Genomic DNA, 19173 nt, shown 5'->3' with positions numbered 1-19173 from the left:
AAAATATTATGCATTTAAAATACTTTTTAAAGCTCAGCCCGGTTTTTATTGTCATCATGCTGGCATTTTCGGCCTGTAAAAAAGACAATCAATCGTTTAAATATGATCAAATCAACGACATTAAGATAACCGATGCAACAACCAGTTTTACGGTTCCTCAACTGGATTCACTGATCATCACACCAACATTGGCGCAAACAATGCCCGAAGGTGATTCATTTACTTATAGCTGGAAACTTAATACAGCAACAGATACAACAACAATTGCTAAAACAAAAAATTTACGCATCAAAGTAACACTAAGCCCAGGTACTTATCCGGTAATATACAAAGTAACGAGCAAGAGAAATGGCATTTATACAGTAAAGCAATATACCATCACAGTGAATGGTGTTTATCCTGATGGTTGGTATATTGTCAATAACAAAGATGGAAAAGGCAAAGTTTCTTTGATTCGGACAGACGATATCATTTTTGACAACCCTATGGAAGTGGCAAACAATAAAACCTATCCAGGTAAAGCACTGGCCTTATATAATTTTGGGAAAGGTGGTTTCTTCTATTACTTTAGTGATCAAAATGTTTATCGTTTTAACATGAACGACTGGCTGGATCTTGGTGACAAAAGTTCGATACTCCCGGGTTTGGCTACACCACTTCCGTTTAAAAGTGCCCCAGTATTCATGATAAATAATTTACAATTTGAACAGTATATAGTGGCAGACGGCAATTTATATGTTGGGCTTTCCGGTGCAACCTCAGACAATGTCAAACCCTTTACTCAGCGCATTCCTGGTAACTATAATTTATTCCCCGGCATATTCCCCGCCGATTATAGTATGACTTATTTCTACGACAACAACACAATGAGTTTTATGCAGATGCCGTATTTGTCTAGAATTCTGGATCGTGCACCCGCAACACCTTTAACAACAAACTCGTTTGATATGGCAAACGTAGGTAAAAAAATGATCGCTTATGACCGGGGCGTAACAACCTTATCACAAGAGGGAATTGAATGGTATTATATTATGGAAGGTAACGATGGCCGCTACTTACTATCTTTAACGGGGGATGGAAACAGTACCCATCCTGGGATTAATCAAAAAATGGATAGTAGTCCGGAAATTGGTAGTGCCACTAACTTTGCAACCTCTTCCATCTTAAAACAACTTTATTATACCGCCGGAAATAACGTGTATTTATACGACATGCTTGCTAAATCGGCAAGGCTTATCTACACTTTCCCGACTGGGTATGTAATTAAAGATATCGAAATGAAACGAAGTACCAGCAAACAACTGGTGATTGGTGTGAATAATGGTTCAGCGGGCGAAGTTTATTATTTCGACATCAATGCCCAGGGAGAATTTAATAACGGTACGTACACTAAGAAATTTACAGGCTTTGGGGAAATTATGCAAATTGCCGCTGCCAGACAAAATCTGCCAATGTAACTTAGAAAATGATTTATAATATCTAATCAAAATGAGAAAAATAACAGTATTTATTGCGCTCCTGTTTACAGGTTTATCGGTATATAGTCAGCAGGCAAAACCACCTTATCAGGCAAGTCTCGATTCTATGAAACTCTTTATCGATCTTTCAAAAAAAGAGGACATCCTTAATCGCCTTTCTAAAGCGCATCAAAATGATAATTTTGGCCAGTACTATGCCACAATGGCTGAAAATTTTGTAGTTGCGAAAAAATCAGCCAAAGCTTTATCCTATTTCAATAAGATAGACAAAACAGCCCGGATCATGTATGTCGAAACAATTGCGACGGGCATCATGGCCTATGATTTGAAAGCTGCGGAAACGCTGGTTCAGCAAGAATTAAACAATCCGACAAATGCCAGGGAGGAGCGGTTGTTTTTATTACAGCTTTACAGTCAGGTGATGGATAAAAAGGGAGACCATAACAAAGCTTTTGTCGCCATTAAGGAGGTTTATGAGCAGGCAGCCAAAAAAAGTGCAGGATTAACCGCACAGTATTATTATTTGATGAGCAAAACCGGCAGGTACCAGGAAGCGCTTCCGGAACTGGAAAAAGCAGTTTTATCAGGCCTGGCTAATGATGATGTTAAGACCGAACTGAAAAATGCCTATGCAAAAGTGCATCCTGAAAAAGACTCAAATGCCTACTTAGCAGCGTTAATAAGTCAGTTTGATGACAAGTATAAATCAGAAATAGCAGCCAAAATGATTTCGGAGCAGGCACCTGAATTTAAAGTTAAAGATATCAATGGTAAAGAAGTATCCTTATCAGACTTTAAAGGAAAGACAATCATTCTTGATTTCTGGGCAACCTGGTGTGGCCCCTGTAAAAAATCGCTCCCCGCGATGCAAATGCTCGTTAAAAAGTATAAGAATGATCCGAATGTGAAGTTTCTGTTTATACATACCTGGGAAACCTCTCCAAGCCCACAAGCTGATGCAACAAACTATTTATTGACACACAACCTGGATTTACCGCTGTACATGGATTTGAAAGATCCCGTTGCGAAAAAAAATACTGCGGTAACATCATTTGGAGTTAGTGGAATCCCCGCCAAGTTTGTTATTGATGGTAATGGCAAAATACGTTTCAAAGAGTTGGGTTTGCTTTGGCCAAATGATGCTGCGGTCAGGGAACTTTCAACTATGATAGAGATGTCACGGTAAAATTTAATTATCCCAGGATGGGTTAACCATAATGCAAGCAAACCCTTGTATGCCGAAATGCATACGAGGGTTTGCTTTGAAATGAACTTGGTAAGTTGTTTAATGTGGAATTATTCTATATAGGGTGATTGCGCATTTGTATCGGTATTAGCTCAATGTCATTAAGTATCGCAGTTATCAGCCTTAGCATAGTCGAACGCTTTTTGAGATTGGTACCCTGCACATAAATACTCTTCAACTGCATTATTATCGGCAGGCGCTGTATGTGCTTGATTATTAGGGGTGAATATCACTACAAACTGCGTATCGGATTGTATTTCCAGATGAAAGCGTAGATGGCCCCGCGGCCAGCCCAGATCAAATAATACTTTCAAAGTTTAATCGGTTAAAAATTTTAGTTTTTTGCCTATTATATCGGTCATAACGCTAGTATCTACGTTAAATCCTTAGTATTTGTCAGAATTTTAATTTAATATTGAAAACCCTACGGTCGTTAAAGGTCATTTTTTAAAATTTAATCCATAATATTAGTCTATGATTCGTTTTTTATTTTGTCTGTTTATTTGTTCCGGTTTGTTTTTTCGATGTTTTGGACAAAAAAATGATTTATTGTGGTACAATACTCCGGCAAAAAAATGGACTGAAGCTTTGCCTGTTGGCAATGGCCTATTGGGTGCAATGATTTTTGGCGATCCGTCTAATGAATTATTCCAGCTTAATGAAGCCACTTTATGGAGTGGTGGACCAGTAAAACCGAATGTGAATCCCAAAGCACCAGAATACCTCATGCGTACCCGTGAGTTACTTTTGAAAAATGAAAATTACCAGGAGGCAAATACAGAAGCCAGCAAAATGCAAGGGGTTTATTCTCAATCTTTTTTACCCATGGCCGATCTTAAGTTGAAACAGGATATTGGGTCAGGAAAATTTGAGGAATATGTAAGAGACTTATCTATTGATGAAAGTATAGCAACCGTCCGCTTTAAGGCAAACGGAGTGGCTTACAAACGCGAAATCATTGCCACTGCCCCAGGTAAGGCCATTGTTATTCGCTTAAGTGCGGATAAACCCGGCATGATCAGTTTTTTTGCCAGTGTAAGTAGCCAGCTTAGAGGAGCTGTAACTGCAGATGGAAACAATGGTATTATTTTTAAAGGAAAAGCCCCATCACAGGTTGATCCCAATTATATTGATTATAATTCGAAGCCGGTAAGCTATGACGATGGAGACTGCCGCGGTATGCGGGTAGCCATGCAGGTTCGGGCTGTTTCAAAAGGTGGAAGCATAAGGTCTGATACTTCGGGAGTGAACGTTACAAATGCCGACGAAGTATTATTGTTTATTTGTGCCGCCACTAGCTTTAATGGTTTCGATAAATGCCCCGTAAGTGAGGGAAAGGATGAGGTTAAAATTAGTAACGATAATCTTTTAGCTGTAACTAAGCGACCATGGAAAGTACTTTTTACCGAGCACGTAGCCGATTACTCGCGTTATTTCAATCGCGTTAAATTTACGCTGGACTCAACAAGTAATGTTGCAAATGCGAAACTTCCCACAAATGAGCGCTTGATTGGATTTAGTAAAGGCGTAAAAGATCCGGCATTCGAGACACTTTTGTACCAATACGGAAGATATCTGCTCATCAGTTCTTCACGTCCTGGCGGACCTCCGGCAAATCTTCAGGGAATCTGGAACGCCTCCATGCGACCACCCTGGAGCTCAAATTATACCATTAACATCAATACTCAAATGAATTATTGGCCTGCTGCCATTAGTAATTTGGAAGAGATGGAATACCCATTATTCAAATTTATCAACGATTTAGCAATAACGGGAAAAGAAACTGCCAGAGATTTTTATCATATGAAGGGCTGGGTAGCACACCATAACAGCGATATCTGGGCCTTAAGTAATCCGGTAGGGGATTTAGGTAAGGGTGACCCGAAATGGGCAAACTGGTATATGGCCGGTCCCTGGCTAAGCCGGCATTTATATGAGCATTATCGGTTTACCCAGGATAAAGACTTTTTGAAAAAGGCTTATCCGGTAATGAAAGGCGCTGCAGAATTTTTGGTGGATTATCTGGTAGAAGATAAAAACGGATATTTGGTTACCGCTCCATCATTCTCGCCCGAAAACGAATATTATGACGATAAAGGGAAACCGGCAAATACCTCTATCGCAACAACGATGGACATGTCGATCGTTCGCGACCATTTCCGTAATTGTATAGAAGCTTCTGAAGCATTAAAGATTGATGCGGAATTTAGAAAACTACTTCAAGCCAAATTAGCGAAACTATATCCGCTTCATATTGGCAAGGCAGGTAACTTGCAGGAGTGGTACAAGGATTGGAAAGATGTAGAGCCGCATCACCGCCATGTAAGTCATCTTTTTGGTTTACATCCGGGACGGGAAATATCTCCATTAATCAATCCCAATATCGCTGCTGCAAGTAAAAAAACGCTTGAACTGCGAGGGGATGAGGGAACCGGTTGGAGTCTGGCCTGGAAAATCAACTTTTGGGCCCGTTTATTGGATGGCGATCATGCCTATAAATTGGTTCGCGATTTAATGCGCGATTTAAGTGTTTCAAAAGGCGGCGGTCTATATCCAAATCTTTTTGATGCGCATCCACCATTTCAAATTGATGGAAATTTTGGGGCAACTTCTGGTATTACAGAAATGCTCTTGCAAAGTCAACTTAATGAGTTGCATCTATTGCCTGCACTTCCAACCGCATGGGCTAACGGAAAAATATCCGGACTAAAAGCCAGAGGCGCTTTTACTGTGGATATGGAATGGGATGCCGGTAAAGTAAAGTCAGCATCGATCCGATCTGGAAATGGTGGCAATTGTGTAATTAGAACCAGCAATAAGATTCATGTGGATGGCGTTAAACAAAAAGTCACTAAATCAGGAAATGGATACCTCACTACTTTTTCAACCAGTAAAGGAAAGATTTATAAAATAAAGGGTTAAGTAGTTTTATCAAAGTTCTTGCATAATTTGTCTGCTATGCAGAAATATTGGTAACTTTATCGTATGGAATCATGCGCTTATTGTCTTCAAGTGCTTGAATTTAAATTACTTAATTAAGGATGCTTGCTGGCGTGATTACGGTTTTGAATTCAAGTAGTTGCCTGACTCAAATGTATAATCAATCTACACTATAGGAAATTTATGATAAAATTAAGACTATACGGAAAAGCTGATTCATCGGAAATTTATCCTATAAGAGATTTTTTAAAGCGTAGTGTAGTCGACTTCGATTGGTTTGATGTTACCCAATACTCACCTCAGGAAAAAACAACACTGGACAATCCTGAAAATCATCCGGTCATAGCGTTTCCTGATGGGAAGGTGATCTTAAACCCTTCAATTGAACAAATAGCTTGTGAATTAGGCTGGATAACGCAGCCGAAATATGAAGAGTATGATCTTTCCATTTACGGAGCGGGACCAGCTGGGCTGAGTGCAGCAGTTTATGCGGCATCAGAGGGTTTGAAAACAATTTTAATAGAAAGGGAAGCGATTGGTGGACAGGCTGGTACAAGTTCAATGATAGAAAATTATCTTGGCTTCCCTGAAGGGATTTCAGGTGCTAATCTTGCAGAACGTGCCCGGCAACAAGCGCTGAAATTTGGCGTTGAGATTCTACTGCTAAAGGAAGGTGTTAAAGCTACTTTTTATGATAGTAAAATACATGTTGATTTTGCAAGCGGTGAAAAACTAGTGGCAAAGTCAAATATATGTGCTACTGGTGTTGAGTATGCCAGGCTAAATCTCCCGGATGAAACAAGATTTTTTCACAAAGGAGTTTACTATGGAGCAGGTGCAAGCGAAGCTTTTTTCTGTCAGGATAAGGATCTATACATCATTGGAGGCGGAAATTCAGCAGGTCAGGCAGCAGTATACTTTTCTGGTTTTGCCAAGCGCGTTTTTATGGTGATAAGAAAAGGCAATCTTGCCGAAACGCTTTCCGAATACCTGATTCAAAGAATAGCTACCATAAAAAATATTTTCGTACTCTACTTTTCGGAGGTAACCGCATTGGAAGGTGATCATTACTTACAACGTATAAAAATTGTAAACACCCAGGAAGGGACGGAGGCATGGCATGATACATCTAAATTATTCATTTGTATAGGTGGGAAACCAAATACCGACTGGGCTGCCGAAACAGCAATTTGTAGGGATAAAAATGGGTATTTATATACGGGAAGCGATCTCGCAAATTTAGACCCGTTTAAAATGTGCTGGGAGTTAGACAGAGCGCCATATCATTTGGAAACCAGTGTACCTGGCTCGTTCGCAGCAGGCGATGTCAGGTTTGGTTCTGTAAAGAGAGTAGCCTCTGCAGTTGGGGAAGGTGCGATGGCTGTAACGCAGGTTCATCAATATTTATCAAAATTATAATTATGGAAAACTACTCAGTATGCAATCACATTTCTACAATCACCGAAATAAAAACATCAAAGAACAACGTTTGTGAAGAATGTATAGAAGGAGGGACAGCGTGGGTACATCTCCGCACTTGCCAAACCTGTGGTATTACACTTTGCTGTGATTCTTCACCAATGCAACACATGTCGCACCATTGCAAATCAGAATTCCATCCGGTGGTAATATCTTCAGAGCCAGAAGAGCGATGGTTATATTGTTATGTCGATGATCAGGTTGTTGATTATTAGTATATTATCATTGTAATTGACTATAATTGAATTTTTCATTAATAATGAATTATTGGGCATAATTTCTGATACTGATTGAAACTGTTGCACATTCATATCATTAACATAGAATATATCGGGAGCAGGCTTTAATTATGATAGATTTCTTGTTTTCGATACGCCACAATATCCAGTTTTTATTAGGGCAGACCTCATGCATCGAAATTCCAGTTAAGCTAAATGTTTGTATCATGTTGGCATTCAACAATCCAAATGAATCATACGGACTTTCTTTTTAGTACCTGTATGGTAGATGTGTTTAGTAAGTAATTTTAAGGTGCTTGTTCCCGCATGGAGCATCATAAAACTTGTGAGTAAAGCCCCAACATCATGCTATGGATGTTGTAACAATTTGTGTTTTAAAGTTTTATTGGATAAAAAGAAGGAAACAACATAGGTCTGTTGTTTCCTTAAGTGCTCCCGACGAGATTCGAACTCATATCGATGGTACCGGAAACCATAATTCTATCCATTGAACTACGGGAGCAAGGCTGCAAATATAGGATTTGAAAACTTATTTTTTGGGCATTTTTAATAAAAAAATACAGTTAAATTCAGCTATATCTATTGCTATTAATGTTTAGGTAAGAAACTGCTATGAATTTTGATCAGTATCTGAGATAAGCATCTATCTATCAGTCTTTTCTGATGTTAACGTGTCAAATTCGATTAATTATCTTCAGCGACGAACCACCAACCGTCACAGCTCAGGCTAAGTTCTGCCGGATAATAGAAACCGTTCTTCAATGAACTTGGCGAAAGCTGCCTTGTAATGTGCCGCCATCAATACTTCATACTTTCCGAGGTTTATCTTGTTACCTTCAATTTTCTTTACAAAAGCCGAATTGATGATGTAAGATTTGTGTACCCTGAAAAAGCTGGTATGGTATTTAAGTTTTTCTTCCATCTCTTTAATGGTCATATAAACCGAATGATTTTCAGTAGGCGTGTATAGATGGATATGGTTATTTGAACCCTGGATATAGATGATGTCGTTTTTTGGCACAGTTAATATGGTGCTTTTATCGCTGGATTTTCTAAAATAGAAAACATCTTCACTATCTCCTTCGAAATTATGGCTCCCGTAGCATTCTTTTAATACATCATTTACAACTTTTGCAAATTCTGAAAGATCAAAGGGCTTAAGAAGATAATGCTTTGCCCTGACTTTAAAAGCCTCGATCGCATATTCCGGGTATGAGGTAATAAAAATAATATTGTGTGGTTCGCCTTTCAGATTTTCTGCGAGGTTAATTCCTGAAAGATGAGGCATGTCGATATCCGTGAAGATGATGTGGCTTTGCTTCAACATGGTAATATCGTTTAGTGCTGAAATTGATTTGGTATAGGTGAGTTCTAGCCTTAGCCTCGGAAATGCTGAGATGAATTCTTGAAGAATGTCAATAGCTGACTGATCATCATCAATAATGATGCAGGGTATGGTGTTGTTCATGAGAGATAGAATAGATATGACAATATACAAAATTATTTTCTGTTTTTTGTTAGAGGATATTGTGTTAAGCTACATGTCCAAATGAATGTTCGCTACAAACTACCGGAAGTACAATAAGATTTGATGTGTGGGCAAATCTGTTTACCCGATATATTTTAGGTTAAAAAATGATTAATTCATTTATCAAACCTGCACTGATTTGGCTTTATACACTTGTATTTTGAAATTAGGCTTTCTGCTATGCGGATTTTAGGTGCGCAGGTTGGCTTTTTAAGAAATAAAAATGCACCTTTGCGAACCGTTAATTAAGGTTTAAGCATGTAACAAAATAAATAGCTGTGTATGGAAGAAATGGTTGTGGAAGAAATTCAGGAACTACTTGAAAAAGAAAATGATAGAGCATTAAAGCAATATCTGGATCAACTGAATATTTCGGATGTTGAAGAACTGATAGATGAACTCCCACAACATGCAGCTAAATTTATTGAAACCTTATCACTCAACAGGGCTGTAAATGTATTCAGGATCCTGGATTTTCCTACACAGGAGCGTATCATCAAAAAACTTTCAGGCAATAAACTTAATCAGATTATTAAAGACCTGCCACCTGATGATCGTACTGCACTTTTTAGCGAGTTAAAAGGCGATGTTGTTAAAAAAATGATCACCCTTTTGCCTCCCGAAGAACGTAAAGAATCGCTTGCACTTTTAGGTTATAAAGAAGACAGTATCGGCCGTTTAATGACACCCGATTACATTGCTGTAAAACCCGAATGGTCTATCACAAGGGTTTTAGCACACATCAGGCGTTATGGAAAAAATTCCGAAACCATTGATGTGGTGTATGTAATTAATAAGGAAGGTGTACTGCTGGATGATATCAGAATCCGTGAGGTCTTGCTCGCTGATCCTGAAGCTATTATCGGCGAATTGACCGATAAACGTTTCATCGCCTTAAAAGCAAACGATCCTCAGGAAGATGCCATTAACATCTTTAGGATGAACAACCGCGTAGCTTTACCTGTGGTAGATGAGAACAACATTCTTTTAGGTATTGTTACCGTTGATGATATTTTATGGATTGCCAACGAAGAGTATACTGAAGATATGCACAAAATAGGGGGTACCGAAGCTTTAGACGAGCCTTATCTGGATATCCCGATTTTAAAACTGGTAAAAAAACGTGCCGGTTGGCTAATTGTACTCTTTTTGGGCGAAATGTTAACTGCCACAGCCATGCAACACTTCGAAATTGAACTCGAAAAGGCAGTGGTATTGTCTCTTTTTATTCCATTGATCATGAGCAGCGGGGGGAACAGCGGTTCCCAGGCGTCAACATTAATTATTCAGGCCATGGCCCTGGGCGAAGTAACCATTGCAGAATGGTGGCGTGTGATGCGTCGTGAACTGGTTTCAGGAGCTTTACTCGGAATCATTTTAGGTACAATCGGTTTCGTCCGCATTGTAACCTGGCAAGAATTACACCTTTATAATTACGGGCCACACTGGCTTCTCATTGCAACTACTATATTCTTTACCCTGGTAGGAATTGTTTTATGGGGTAGTTTAATCGGTTCAATGATGCCAATTATCCTGAAAAAACTGAAACTCGATCCTGCAACGTCATCGGCACCATTTGTAGCCACCATGGTAGATGTAACCGGCATTGTCATTTATTTCAGTGTCGCCGTATTGATCCTAAAAGGCGTCTTACTTTAAATTTAAATCATGCAAAAGAAAATTACCACACTTTTTACCGATATCGGGGGCGTTTTGTTAACGAATGGCTGGGATAGGCATGCAAGAGGAGAGGCTTCTGTACTTTTTGACCTCGATTCTGTTGATCTCGAAGAACGCCACCACCTTACGTTCGATACCTATGAAGTGGGTAAATTAACGCTTGATGAATATCTGGAGCGTATTGTTTTCTTCAAAAAGCGCAACTTTACCTACGATGATTTTAAGGAATTCATGTTCAAAAAATCGCTTCCTTATCCGGAAATGATTCAATTGATCTGCGATTTAAAAAAGAAATATCACTTAAAGGTAGCCGTAATCAGCAACGAAGGTAGAGAACTCAACCAATACCGCATTAATACCTTCAAGCTGAATGAGTTTGTCGATTTTTTTGTGTCATCCAGTTTTGTGCATTTCCGCAAGCCAGATGCCGATATTTTTAAGGTGGCAATTGATATATCGCAGAGCGATGTAGAAACCAGTTTGTACATCGATGATCGGATGTTATTTGTTCAGGTTGCCGAAGGTTTGGGATTAAAAGGCATTCATCACAGCAGCTACGAGGATACAAAAGTGCAATTGGCCGCTTATGGCTTAGAGGTTTAATAGATAGAGAAGTCGTCATCTCAACTGAAGTGTAGCGAAACGGAGAGATCTATCTTTTAGATTTCTCAATGGAGTCGCACTCCGCTCGAAATTTTAACTTACGGCTTATCGTCGCTACGAACCTCTTCCGTGTTTTCTGCGTCAGAAATATTTCTTTGTGTTTGAAAAGCAAGGGCAGAAGTTCTTTTTAACGTTTGTTCCCGCTTTCTGTTCAAGGCCTGATGAAGGATCAGGCGCTTTCACTGTCAATCGGGTTTAAAGGGCAAATTCGCTGCTAATATTTTAGGCTGGGTGCAGAAATATAATTCTGTGTATTCTGTACCTTCTAGTGTTCGTCATCCTGAATTTATTTCAGGATCTTTAGTTAATATTCAGAGTTGTTCCCAATGAAGAAATATTAGTTCATTTAAGCTTACGGGTTTAATTGGCAGCATGGCTGCTAAAAGGTAAAAAGGAAGTTCTTCGCTTAATTATCTGTGTTTATCCGTGCGCATCTGTGGTTAATTCCTTACGCTACTAACTGTGCCTGACAGCGTAACATCTTCCGCGTTTTCCGAGCTTCTGTGGCAAAATCACTTATGATACTTGAAGAGTTGACAACTTTCCGTGTAACCGTGTTATTAAAGTTGTCAACTCTGACTAATAGATTCTGTGCCATGACAAAGATCTCTAAACAAAAAGCCACTCTTTCAAGTGGCTCTATACTATCAATACTTTAAAAACCCCCTTTAGGGGTTTGGGGCAGGCTTAAACATTAAATCTGAAATGCATAATGTCGCCATCTTCCACTACATAGGTTTTTCCTTCAACACCCAATTTACCAGCATCTTTACAGGCATTTTCAGAACCTAAGGTTACGAAATCGTTGTATTTAATTACCTCGGCACGGATAAATCCTTTTTCAAAATCAGTGTGGATTACACCAGCAGCTTGAGGCGCTGTAAAACCTTTGGTAATGGTCCATGCCCTTACTTCCTGTACACCAGCAGTAAAATAAGTATAAAGGTTTAATAATTTATAAGCAGCGCGGATCAATTTATTTACGCCAGATTCAGTTAAACCTAAATCAGCCAAAAATTCCTGGCGCTCTTCGTAGCTGTCCAGTTCAGCAATTTCTGATTCAATTTTAGCAGAGATCACTAAAACTTCCGCATTTTCATCCGCAACGTTTGCCCTAACCAGATCAACATATTTATTGCCGTTAATTACCGAAGCTTCATCAACGTTACAAACATACATAACTGGTTTTTGCGTAAGCAAACCCAAATCTTCAATAAAATCAAAATCATCTTGCGCTAATGGTGCTGTACGAATCGATTTACCACTCTCCAGATGAGATTTAACCACAGTTAAAATTTCATAAGTACGTTTCGCATCTTTATCGCCACCTGTTTTAGCCATTTTTTCAACTTTTTGAATACGTTTATCAACAGTATCCAAATCTTTAAGTTGCAATTCAGTATCAATAATTTCGCGATCGCGGATCGGATCAACAGAACCATCTACATGGATTACATTTCCATCATCAAAACAACGTAAAACATGAATAATCGCATTCGTCGCACGGATATTTCCTAAAAACTGGTTTCCTAAGCCTTCGCCTTTTGATGCACCTTTTACCAAACCGGCAATATCTACAATCTCGATGGTGTTCGGTTGCACTTTGTTTGGTTTAACCAACTCTGCCAGTTTGGTTAATCTATCATCAGGAACTGTAATTACACCAACATTAGGTTCAATAGTACAAAAGGGAAAGTTTGCGGCCTGCGCTTTTGCATTTGATAAACAGTTAAAAAGAGTCGATTTTCCCACATTTGGTAAACCCACTATACCACATTGTAATGCCATTATTTATTAGTCTTTAAGTCTTTAGTCAACAGTCTTCAGCCGGTAATCGCTTTATCCATCACGTCACCCATCTCACATTTTCGTAATACATCTCCGCTAAAACCGCGCAAAGATAAGCTTTTAAAACCTTTATTTAAACCCTTGCTCTTGTATCAAATCTATATTTTATCTAAGTTTAGCCCAAAATAGATAGAGATAGATGGAAGATTTTGAAAATGAAGTGCCTCAAGAAGTAAAATTGATTGTGACCGAAGAAATGCGGAGCTATTTTTACGATATGAGTAAATGGGCCAGATTTTTATCGGTTGTAGGTTTTGTGATCTCTGCATTTTTAACCATAAGTTCATTTGGAATAGGAGCTGCAATATCAGCAAATCCTGCAATGCTTAATCAATTGGGGCCATTGGCCGGTATTGGCGCAACAGGTATTACCATATTTTACCTGTTACTGGCCTTACTGTTTTTTTACCCAAGTTTATTGTTGTTGCGTTTTTCTGCTAAGGGCAAGCAAGGTGTGCTGTTTGGCGATCAGGAAAATTTAAATGATGCCGTTGCGAATGTAAAATCACTGTTTAAATTTTGGGGGATACTAACCATTATATTATTGGCAAGTTATTTTATGTTAATTCTTGCAGTAGCGGTGAGCGCTGTAGGTATAAAATAAAATACATCCATAAAAAAAAGCCTCATGATTTTAACAATCAGGAGGCTTTTTATTGAAATTATAATTACTTAAAAAGTAAAGTCGTCGCTTGCTTTGGTGCTATGTTCTCCATTTTCAGAATATTCATAACGTTTTTCAACCACATCCTGGTGAGTTTTGATGTAATCTACAGTTTCATTTAGTCCTTCTGCAAATTTTTCGAAATCTTCTTTGTATAAAAAGATTTTATGTTTTACAAACACACCGTCTTCTAATCTTTTCTTGCTCTCGGTAACTGTTAAATAGTAATCACCCGATCTTGTAGCCTTCACGTCGAAGAAATAAGTTCTCTTCCCTGCTCTTACTTTCTTTGAAAAAACTTCTTCTCTTTCCTTGTTGTCGAATTCTCCCATGGTTGGTATTGATGTTGGTTTTTGGTTTCGGTAAATATAAAGTAAATATTTAAAGTTCAAAATACAATTTTAATACATTTTAAATCGTGCGGGTTTCCTCCTCTAAAAGCTGATTATTATAAAGCTCCGTATAACTCCCGTTTAACCTAAGCAATTCATTATGTGTACCTTGTTCAATGATTTTACCGTTATCCAGTACCAGGATCTTATCAGCATTTTTAATGGTCGAAATCCTGTGGGCAATTAAAATACTTGTTTTTCCGGCCATGATTTTACCAAGGTTTTGAAGTATTTCTTCCTCCGTTCTGGTATCAACGGCCGAAAGACAATCGTCGAAGATTAAAATCTTAGGTGATTTAATCAATGCTCTTGCAATGGAAACCCGTTGTTTTTGCCCACCAGATAAGGTTATTCCGCGTTCACCCAGCATGGTCTCAAACTTTTCTTCGAAATCGATAATATTGGTATAAACCGAAGCGTTTTTTGCAGCCTCATGCACTTCTTCATCCGTAACTTCGTCTAAACCAAAGGCGATATTGTTTTTTATGGTATCCGAAAAGAGGAAAACCTCTTGCGGTACAAAGCCAATCTGGCCGCGGTAACCCTTAAGGTTTAGTGTCTTTATATTTTTTCCATCGATGTCTATAGCGCCATTTTCTACATCATACATCCGCATCATCAGATTCGCCAAAGTCGATTTTCCTGATCCCGTTTTTCCGATAATGGCTACGAATTCACCACTATTAATTTCAAAACTCACATTTTTCAGGGCCTCAATGCCTGTGTCCGGATAGGTGAAGCTTACATTATCAAATTTGATATTACCGTTAAGCTCCATCGTTGCAGTTTCGTTCGATTGAATATCAGATGGGATATCTAAAAACTCATTTATCCTTTTTTGCGATGCAGCAGCCCTCTGAATTAAAGAAGTAACCCAGCCTAGCATGGTTACGGGAAAGGTTAACTGGTTAATGTAAATGATAAATTCGGCAATATTCCCCGCAGTAATACTACCGTTCATCACCTGGATACCGCCGATATATATGGTTAAAATAGTACTTAATCCAATTAATAGCAACATGGTAGGGTAAAACAAAGCCGACACTTTAACTAAACCCATCGAGTCTCTTTTATAGTCATTGCTCTGGATTTCGAACATATTCCGGGTATAATCTTCACGGACATATGATTTAATAATCCTGATTCCTGAAAAACGCTCCTGTACAAAGCTGGACAGATCTGATAAACGCTCTTGTATCTTTCCGCTTTTTTTAAAGATCAGCGTGTTTACATAATAAATAATGACTACAAGGAAGGGAAGGGGCAACAGGCAATAGATGGCCAGCCTGGAATTCACATCAAACATCGACCAGATGACGAGCAGAGATAAAACAAAAGTGTTAATCGTGTACATAATCGCCGGGCCAACGTACATCCTTACCCGGGTCACATCTTCTGTTGCCCGGTTCAACAAGTCGCCAGTGTTATTCCGGCGGTAAAAACCTAAGCTAAGCTTCTGGTAGTGTTGGTAAATATCGTTTTTCATGTCAAACTCGATATGCCGCGACATTAATATGATGGTTTGGCGCATAAAAAACAGGAATAATCCGCGCAATAAATAAAGTGCAATAACCAGCAAACCAAAAAACAAAAGGTTGTTGCTAAATATATCGTAAATGATAGGCTGCCGGTCGAAACCATCAAACAGGTTAAAAAGCTGAATATTTTCGCCGATCAGGTCTACTGCATAGCCGATCACCTGGGCAGGCACGACCCCAAAAATATTAGAAATCACCACGAAAATACTTCCGGGTATAATCCACCATTTATATTTAAGAAAGTATTTGTTTAATCGGCGTAAATGTTTCATTCCCTACAAACTTAGCTAATTTTGTTATTTTGCACATTATATTTGTCGTGTATTGGTTAAGCTTTAAAAATTAATGACACTTCTTCAAACCTTACAGGTTTGGGAGACTGTGATGTAGTATGGCTAATTAAGGGCTTTACTATTTGGGCGTTACCCAAGCTGCGCAAGGGGCGGGCTTTCCAGGGCTCCGCTTCGCTGCGGTACCGATAAAGGATCGGTACTGAACCCTTACAATCCCTAACGCAGAGTTCTCGCTACATCACATTTCGGAAGATTACCTGCACTTTGCACTTTAAAACTTCGGAAACCTGTGCCAGCTAAACCACTGCCAGTTGCAGGCGGGCGATAGCAGCGTAAAACCCGTAGGTGAGGTACTAACTGAGGCTTTGAAGCGGATGAGCGGGACTTTAGTAACCTAAAATTACCGAACCTGCTTTTCTAAAATATAACTACTTATTCGTATTGGTTTAACCCTAAAGGTTCTCTTCAAGGCCCCTGGCCTGTATCTCCACGAACCCATATTTTTTCCTAAATTTAAGTTAACAACTTAGTTTATTTAATCCTGTCCGAATTAATTTTGTTATAGTTTCGTTAAATAGATGTAATAATGGTTTTTTATTTTAATTTTGCAGCAGGTTATCCGAACGTTCAATATGCCAGCAAATTCTCCGTCAGATTCATCAATTCTAGATCAATTAAGTGCCTATGGGCATAAAAAATTGGTTTTTTGTAATGATCCAGATACAGGTTTAAAAGCAATTATTGCTATACACGATACCACATTGGGGCCAGCTTTAGGCGGAACACGTATGTGGAGTTACAGTACCGAAGGCGAAGCATTAGAAGATGCATTGCGTTTATCCCGCGGAATGACCTATAAAGCTGCCATAACCGGGTTGAACCTGGGCGGTGGAAAAGGGGTTATTATCGGCGATTCCAGAAAAGACAAAACCGAAACTTTAATGCGGAGCTATGGCAGGTTTATTAAAAACCTGAATGGCGAATTTATTACCGCAGAGGAAATGGGTACCAATACACGCGATATGGAATATATCCGTATGGAAACCAATTATGTTACTGGTGTTCCCGAGTCAATCGGTGGGGCGGGCAATCCGGCTCCTTTTACGGCACAGGGTGTTTATTTAGGTATTAAAGCTAGTGTTAAAGAGGTTTTTGGTACAGATATGCTTGCCGGAAGAACCATTGTAGTACAAGGTATTGGAAATGTTGGTGAACACCTGGTCGCCCTGTTAAGGAAAGAAAATGCAGAAGTATTGATCAGCGATATTAATCAGGAACAGTTAACTTATGTTGCCCGGAAATATAAAGCAAAACCCATTGAGGCCGATAAAATATTTACCACTGATGCTGATGTATATGCCCCATGCGCAATGGGTGCTACCGTTAATAACAGAACCATCGAAAAAATGAAATTTGCAATTATTGCAGGTTCCGCCAATAACCAGTTAAAAGATGAGGTTTTAGATAGCGAATTACTCTTAAAGAAAGGGATTTTATTTGCGCCTGATTACCTGATCAATGCAGGTGGATTAATTTCCTGCTATTCGGAGTTAACCGGTTTTGGTAAAAAACGTACCGTACAGCTTACCGAGAATATTTACGATGCTACACGTAGTGTAATTAAATTGAGTAAAACCGAAAAAATTTCAACAAACATTGCTGCAAACCGGATTGCCGAGAAACGGATTGCAGATATTAAAAAAATTAAATCGTCATATTAAATCATAATCATTAAAACAGGTTTTAAATAACCACACTCGTTCTTACATTCATGTTAAACAGAAGGCACTTAAGAATCAAAGCTTTGCAAAATATTTTTGCTTGGCACATGGCAGACAAAAAAGACATTAAAGGTGATTTGAAAACTTTAATGCAGAGCATCGATAGCGTGTACGAAATGTACATCTGGATGTTATCTTTAATGGTAGAAGTTACCGAATTTACTGCTAACGACGCCGCAGAGCGCGCAAATAAGTTTATTAAAACAGCAGAGGATATTAATCCCAACATGAAATTGCTACACAATAAGTTTAGCGTTTTATTGCAGCAAAATCCCGAATATGTTTCTGCAATTAAAAAATACAAAGTAGACTGGGGTTTCGATCCGGAAATCCGTAAAACTGTTTACAACTCTTTAAAAGCATCAAAAGAATATGCCGATTATCTGGCCGATCCGAACGAAAGTTTAGAATCATCAAAAGATATCATCAAATACATTTTCCGTAAAATTATCCTAAAAAACCAGGCTATTATTCAGGTTTTTGAAGAGAAATTCATCAATTGGCAGGTAGATCATGAAGTGATGAAGGGTATGGTCGCCAAAACCTTAAAAAACTTTACCTTCGAAGATCCCTTCAAAAATAAACTGACCGAAATTAGTGCTGATTGGGTTGAGGATAGCAAATTCGTTCAGGATTTATTTGTTCATACTTTGCAGAACGATGCAAAATATCAGGAAATGATTGCTGACCGGACTAAAAACTGGGAATCGGAACGTATTGCATTAATGGATACTATTTTAATGAAAATGGCCATTTGCGAGCTGTTAAACTTTCCATCTATCCCGGTTAAAGTAACCATTAACGAGTATTTGGAGTTATCAAAAGATTACAGTACACCGAAAAGTAATTCATTTATTAACGGTATTTTAGACAAAATTTTAGGCGATCTGAAGAAAAACAACACCATTAAAAAGATCGGTCGCGGATTAATCGAAGATTAAAAATGAAAAGAACTTTTATCCTGGCTATTGCTGCACTTTCATTTGTAGCATGTCGTAATGCAAATAATCAAACCAGCGAAACTGCTTCAGCTGTTTCAGTCGGTAATGATACATCAAAAACAGCTAAAGTTGCCCCGGCAGATGCACCTGTTATCGTTTTCGAACGCGATATTTTCGATTTCGGTAAATTAACGCAAGGCGAAAAAGTTAAGCACGATTTCAAATTTAAAAATACAGGTAAGAGTCCACTCATCGTTTCCAATGCAACGGCAACTTGTGGCTGCACTATTCCACAGGTACCAGGCGAACCTATTTTGCCAGGTAAAGAAGGGGTAATCAGCGTGGTTTTCAATAGCGAAGGCAAAATGGGCATGCAAGATAAGGTCATAACGGTAACATCAAATGCCAATCCAACGGTAAGCACTGTTCATTTGGTAGGAGAGGTGCTGGAAAAAAAATAAAT

16 protein-coding genes and 1 tRNA gene are annotated in these 19173 nt (G+C 38.7%); 11 read left to right on the top strand and 6 right to left on the bottom strand.

The genetic code is table 11. The features are described 5' to 3' along the window. Positions 1-8: 8 nt before the first annotated feature. Positions 9-1457 (top strand): PKD-like family lipoprotein, encoded by a 1449-nt coding sequence (locus BLR60_RS11660; RefSeq protein ID WP_090499961.1) that lies wholly within the window; start codon positions 9-11, stop codon positions 1455-1457. A 31-nt stretch (positions 1458-1488) separates the two neighbouring features. Beyond that, on the top strand, positions 1489-2664 hold the full coding sequence (locus BLR60_RS11655; protein WP_090499958.1) for a redoxin domain-containing protein: 1176 nt from the start codon (positions 1489-1491) through the stop codon (positions 2662-2664). 161 nt (positions 2665-2825) lie between these two features. Here the strand turns inward: BLR60_RS11655 and BLR60_RS11650 are convergent, their stop codons facing one another. After that, positions 2826-3038 (bottom strand): hypothetical protein, encoded by a 213-nt coding sequence (locus tag BLR60_RS11650; protein WP_090499956.1) that lies wholly within the window; start codon positions 3036-3038, stop codon positions 2826-2828. Between the two features lie 235 nt (positions 3039-3273). On the opposite strand from BLR60_RS11650, the gene BLR60_RS11645 reads away from it, so the two are divergent. The 3 genes from BLR60_RS11645 (at position 3274) to BLR60_RS11635 (ending at position 7358) form a co-directional block, all read left to right on the top strand. Beyond that, entirely contained in the window at positions 3274-5646 is a 2373-nt protein-coding gene (locus BLR60_RS11645; protein WP_244155642.1) for a glycoside hydrolase family 95 protein, read from the top strand. A gap of 201 nt (positions 5647-5847) precedes the next feature. Continuing rightward, positions 5848-7083 carry an NAD(P)/FAD-dependent oxidoreductase gene (locus tag BLR60_RS11640; protein WP_090499952.1) on the top strand — a complete coding sequence of 412 codons (1236 nt, stop codon included), beginning with the start codon at positions 5848-5850 and terminating at the stop codon, positions 7081-7083. A gap of 2 nt (positions 7084-7085) precedes the next feature. Further along, positions 7086-7358: a UBP-type zinc finger domain-containing protein gene (locus BLR60_RS11635; RefSeq protein ID WP_090499950.1), complete on the top strand. Its 273-nt coding sequence runs from the start codon at positions 7086-7088 to the stop codon at positions 7356-7358. Positions 7359-7812: 454 nt separating this feature from the next. Here the strand turns inward: BLR60_RS11635 and BLR60_RS11630 are convergent. Beyond that, positions 7813-7884, bottom strand: a tRNA-Arg gene (locus BLR60_RS11630). 225 nt (positions 7885-8109) lie between these two features. Continuing rightward, the gene (locus BLR60_RS11625) at positions 8110-8850 is read right to left on the bottom strand and encodes a LytR/AlgR family response regulator transcription factor (protein WP_090499948.1); all 741 of its coding nucleotides are present in this window, start codon (positions 8848-8850) and stop codon (positions 8110-8112) included. 342 nt (positions 8851-9192) lie between these two features. Here BLR60_RS11625 and mgtE point away from each other — a divergent pair, with 342 nt between their 5' ends. Continuing rightward, positions 9193-10569: a magnesium transporter gene (gene mgtE, locus BLR60_RS11620; RefSeq protein ID WP_090499946.1), complete on the top strand. Its 1377-nt coding sequence runs from the start codon at positions 9193-9195 to the stop codon at positions 10567-10569. 9 nt (positions 10570-10578) lie between these two features. Then, positions 10579-11193, top strand: a complete 615-nt coding sequence (locus BLR60_RS11615) for an HAD hydrolase-like protein (RefSeq protein ID WP_090499943.1) — start codon at positions 10579-10581, stop codon at positions 11191-11193. A 747-nt stretch (positions 11194-11940) separates the two neighbouring features. On the opposite strand, the gene ychF is transcribed toward BLR60_RS11615, so the two are convergent. Then, on the bottom strand, positions 11941-13041 hold the full coding sequence (ychF, locus tag BLR60_RS11610) for a redox-regulated ATPase YchF (protein WP_090499941.1): 1101 nt from the start codon (positions 13039-13041) through the stop codon (positions 11941-11943). A gap of 199 nt (positions 13042-13240) precedes the next feature. Between ychF and BLR60_RS11605 the strand changes: the two genes are divergently transcribed. Next, the gene (locus BLR60_RS11605; protein WP_090499938.1) at positions 13241-13705 is read left to right on the top strand and encodes a hypothetical protein; all 465 of its coding nucleotides are present in this window, start codon (positions 13241-13243) and stop codon (positions 13703-13705) included. A gap of 68 nt (positions 13706-13773) precedes the next feature. Here the strand turns inward: BLR60_RS11605 and BLR60_RS11600 are convergent, their stop codons facing one another. Together BLR60_RS11600 and BLR60_RS11595 are read right to left on the bottom strand one after the other, a co-directional pair. Next, positions 13774-14097 carry a DUF3276 family protein gene (locus tag BLR60_RS11600; protein WP_029275977.1) on the bottom strand — a complete coding sequence of 108 codons (324 nt, stop codon included), beginning with the start codon at positions 14095-14097 and terminating at the stop codon, positions 13774-13776. A 79-nt stretch (positions 14098-14176) separates the two neighbouring features. Beyond that, a complete protein-coding gene (locus BLR60_RS11595; protein ID WP_090499936.1) occupies positions 14177-15967 on the bottom strand; it encodes an ABC transporter ATP-binding protein in 1791 nt (596 codons plus the stop codon). A gap of 653 nt (positions 15968-16620) precedes the next feature. Here BLR60_RS11595 and BLR60_RS11590 point away from each other — a divergent pair. From BLR60_RS11590 to BLR60_RS11580, 3 genes are read left to right on the top strand one after another with little or no spacing between them, the layout of a single operon-like run. Beyond that, positions 16621-17709, top strand: coding sequence for a Glu/Leu/Phe/Val family dehydrogenase (locus BLR60_RS11590; RefSeq protein ID WP_090499934.1), 1089 nt, complete (start codon positions 16621-16623; stop codon positions 17707-17709). A 50-nt stretch (positions 17710-17759) separates the two neighbouring features. After that, complete coding sequence (gene nusB, locus BLR60_RS11585) at positions 17760-18710, top strand: transcription antitermination factor NusB (RefSeq protein WP_090499931.1); 951 nt, start codon at positions 17760-17762, stop codon at positions 18708-18710. A 2-nt stretch (positions 18711-18712) separates the two neighbouring features. Further along, complete coding sequence (locus BLR60_RS11580; RefSeq protein ID WP_090499929.1) at positions 18713-19171, top strand: DUF1573 domain-containing protein; 459 nt, start codon at positions 18713-18715, stop codon at positions 19169-19171. Positions 19172-19173 lie beyond the last annotated feature (2 nt).

The sequence above is a fragment of the Pedobacter terrae genome (assembly GCF_900100705.1).
Lineage (GTDB): Bacteria > Bacteroidota > Bacteroidia > Sphingobacteriales > Sphingobacteriaceae > Pedobacter > Pedobacter terrae.
Note: the sequence above shows the minus strand (reverse complement) of the source record. Positions and strands in the feature narration are given on the sequence as shown.

Coding starts and splice junctions, on each gene's coding strand:
- mgtE (WP_090499946.1), top strand. CDS start 9,193: ATGGAAGAAATGGTTGTGGAAGAAATTCAGGAACTACTTGAAAAAGAA.
- BLR60_RS11595 (WP_090499936.1), bottom strand. CDS start 15,967: ATGAAACATTTACGCCGATTAAACAAATACTTTCTTAAATATAAATGG.
- ychF (WP_090499941.1), bottom strand. CDS start 13,041: ATGGCATTACAATGTGGTATAGTGGGTTTACCAAATGTGGGAAAATCG.
- BLR60_RS11660 (WP_090499961.1), top strand. CDS start 9: ATGCATTTAAAATACTTTTTAAAGCTCAGCCCGGTTTTTATTGTCATC.
- nusB (WP_090499931.1), top strand. CDS start 17,760: ATGTTAAACAGAAGGCACTTAAGAATCAAAGCTTTGCAAAATATTTTT.
- BLR60_RS11605 (WP_090499938.1), top strand. CDS start 13,241: ATGGAAGATTTTGAAAATGAAGTGCCTCAAGAAGTAAAATTGATTGTG.
- BLR60_RS11615 (WP_090499943.1), top strand. CDS start 10,579: ATGCAAAAGAAAATTACCACACTTTTTACCGATATCGGGGGCGTTTTG.
- BLR60_RS11640 (WP_090499952.1), top strand. CDS start 5,848: ATGATAAAATTAAGACTATACGGAAAAGCTGATTCATCGGAAATTTAT.
- BLR60_RS11590 (WP_090499934.1), top strand. CDS start 16,621: ATGCCAGCAAATTCTCCGTCAGATTCATCAATTCTAGATCAATTAAGT.
- BLR60_RS11580 (WP_090499929.1), top strand. CDS start 18,713: ATGAAAAGAACTTTTATCCTGGCTATTGCTGCACTTTCATTTGTAGCA.
- BLR60_RS11655 (WP_090499958.1), top strand. CDS start 1,489: ATGAGAAAAATAACAGTATTTATTGCGCTCCTGTTTACAGGTTTATCG.
- BLR60_RS11625 (WP_090499948.1), bottom strand. CDS start 8,850: ATGAACAACACCATACCCTGCATCATTATTGATGATGATCAGTCAGCT.
- BLR60_RS11600 (WP_029275977.1), bottom strand. CDS start 14,097: ATGGGAGAATTCGACAACAAGGAAAGAGAAGAAGTTTTTTCAAAGAAA.
- BLR60_RS11635 (WP_090499950.1), top strand. CDS start 7,086: ATGGAAAACTACTCAGTATGCAATCACATTTCTACAATCACCGAAATA.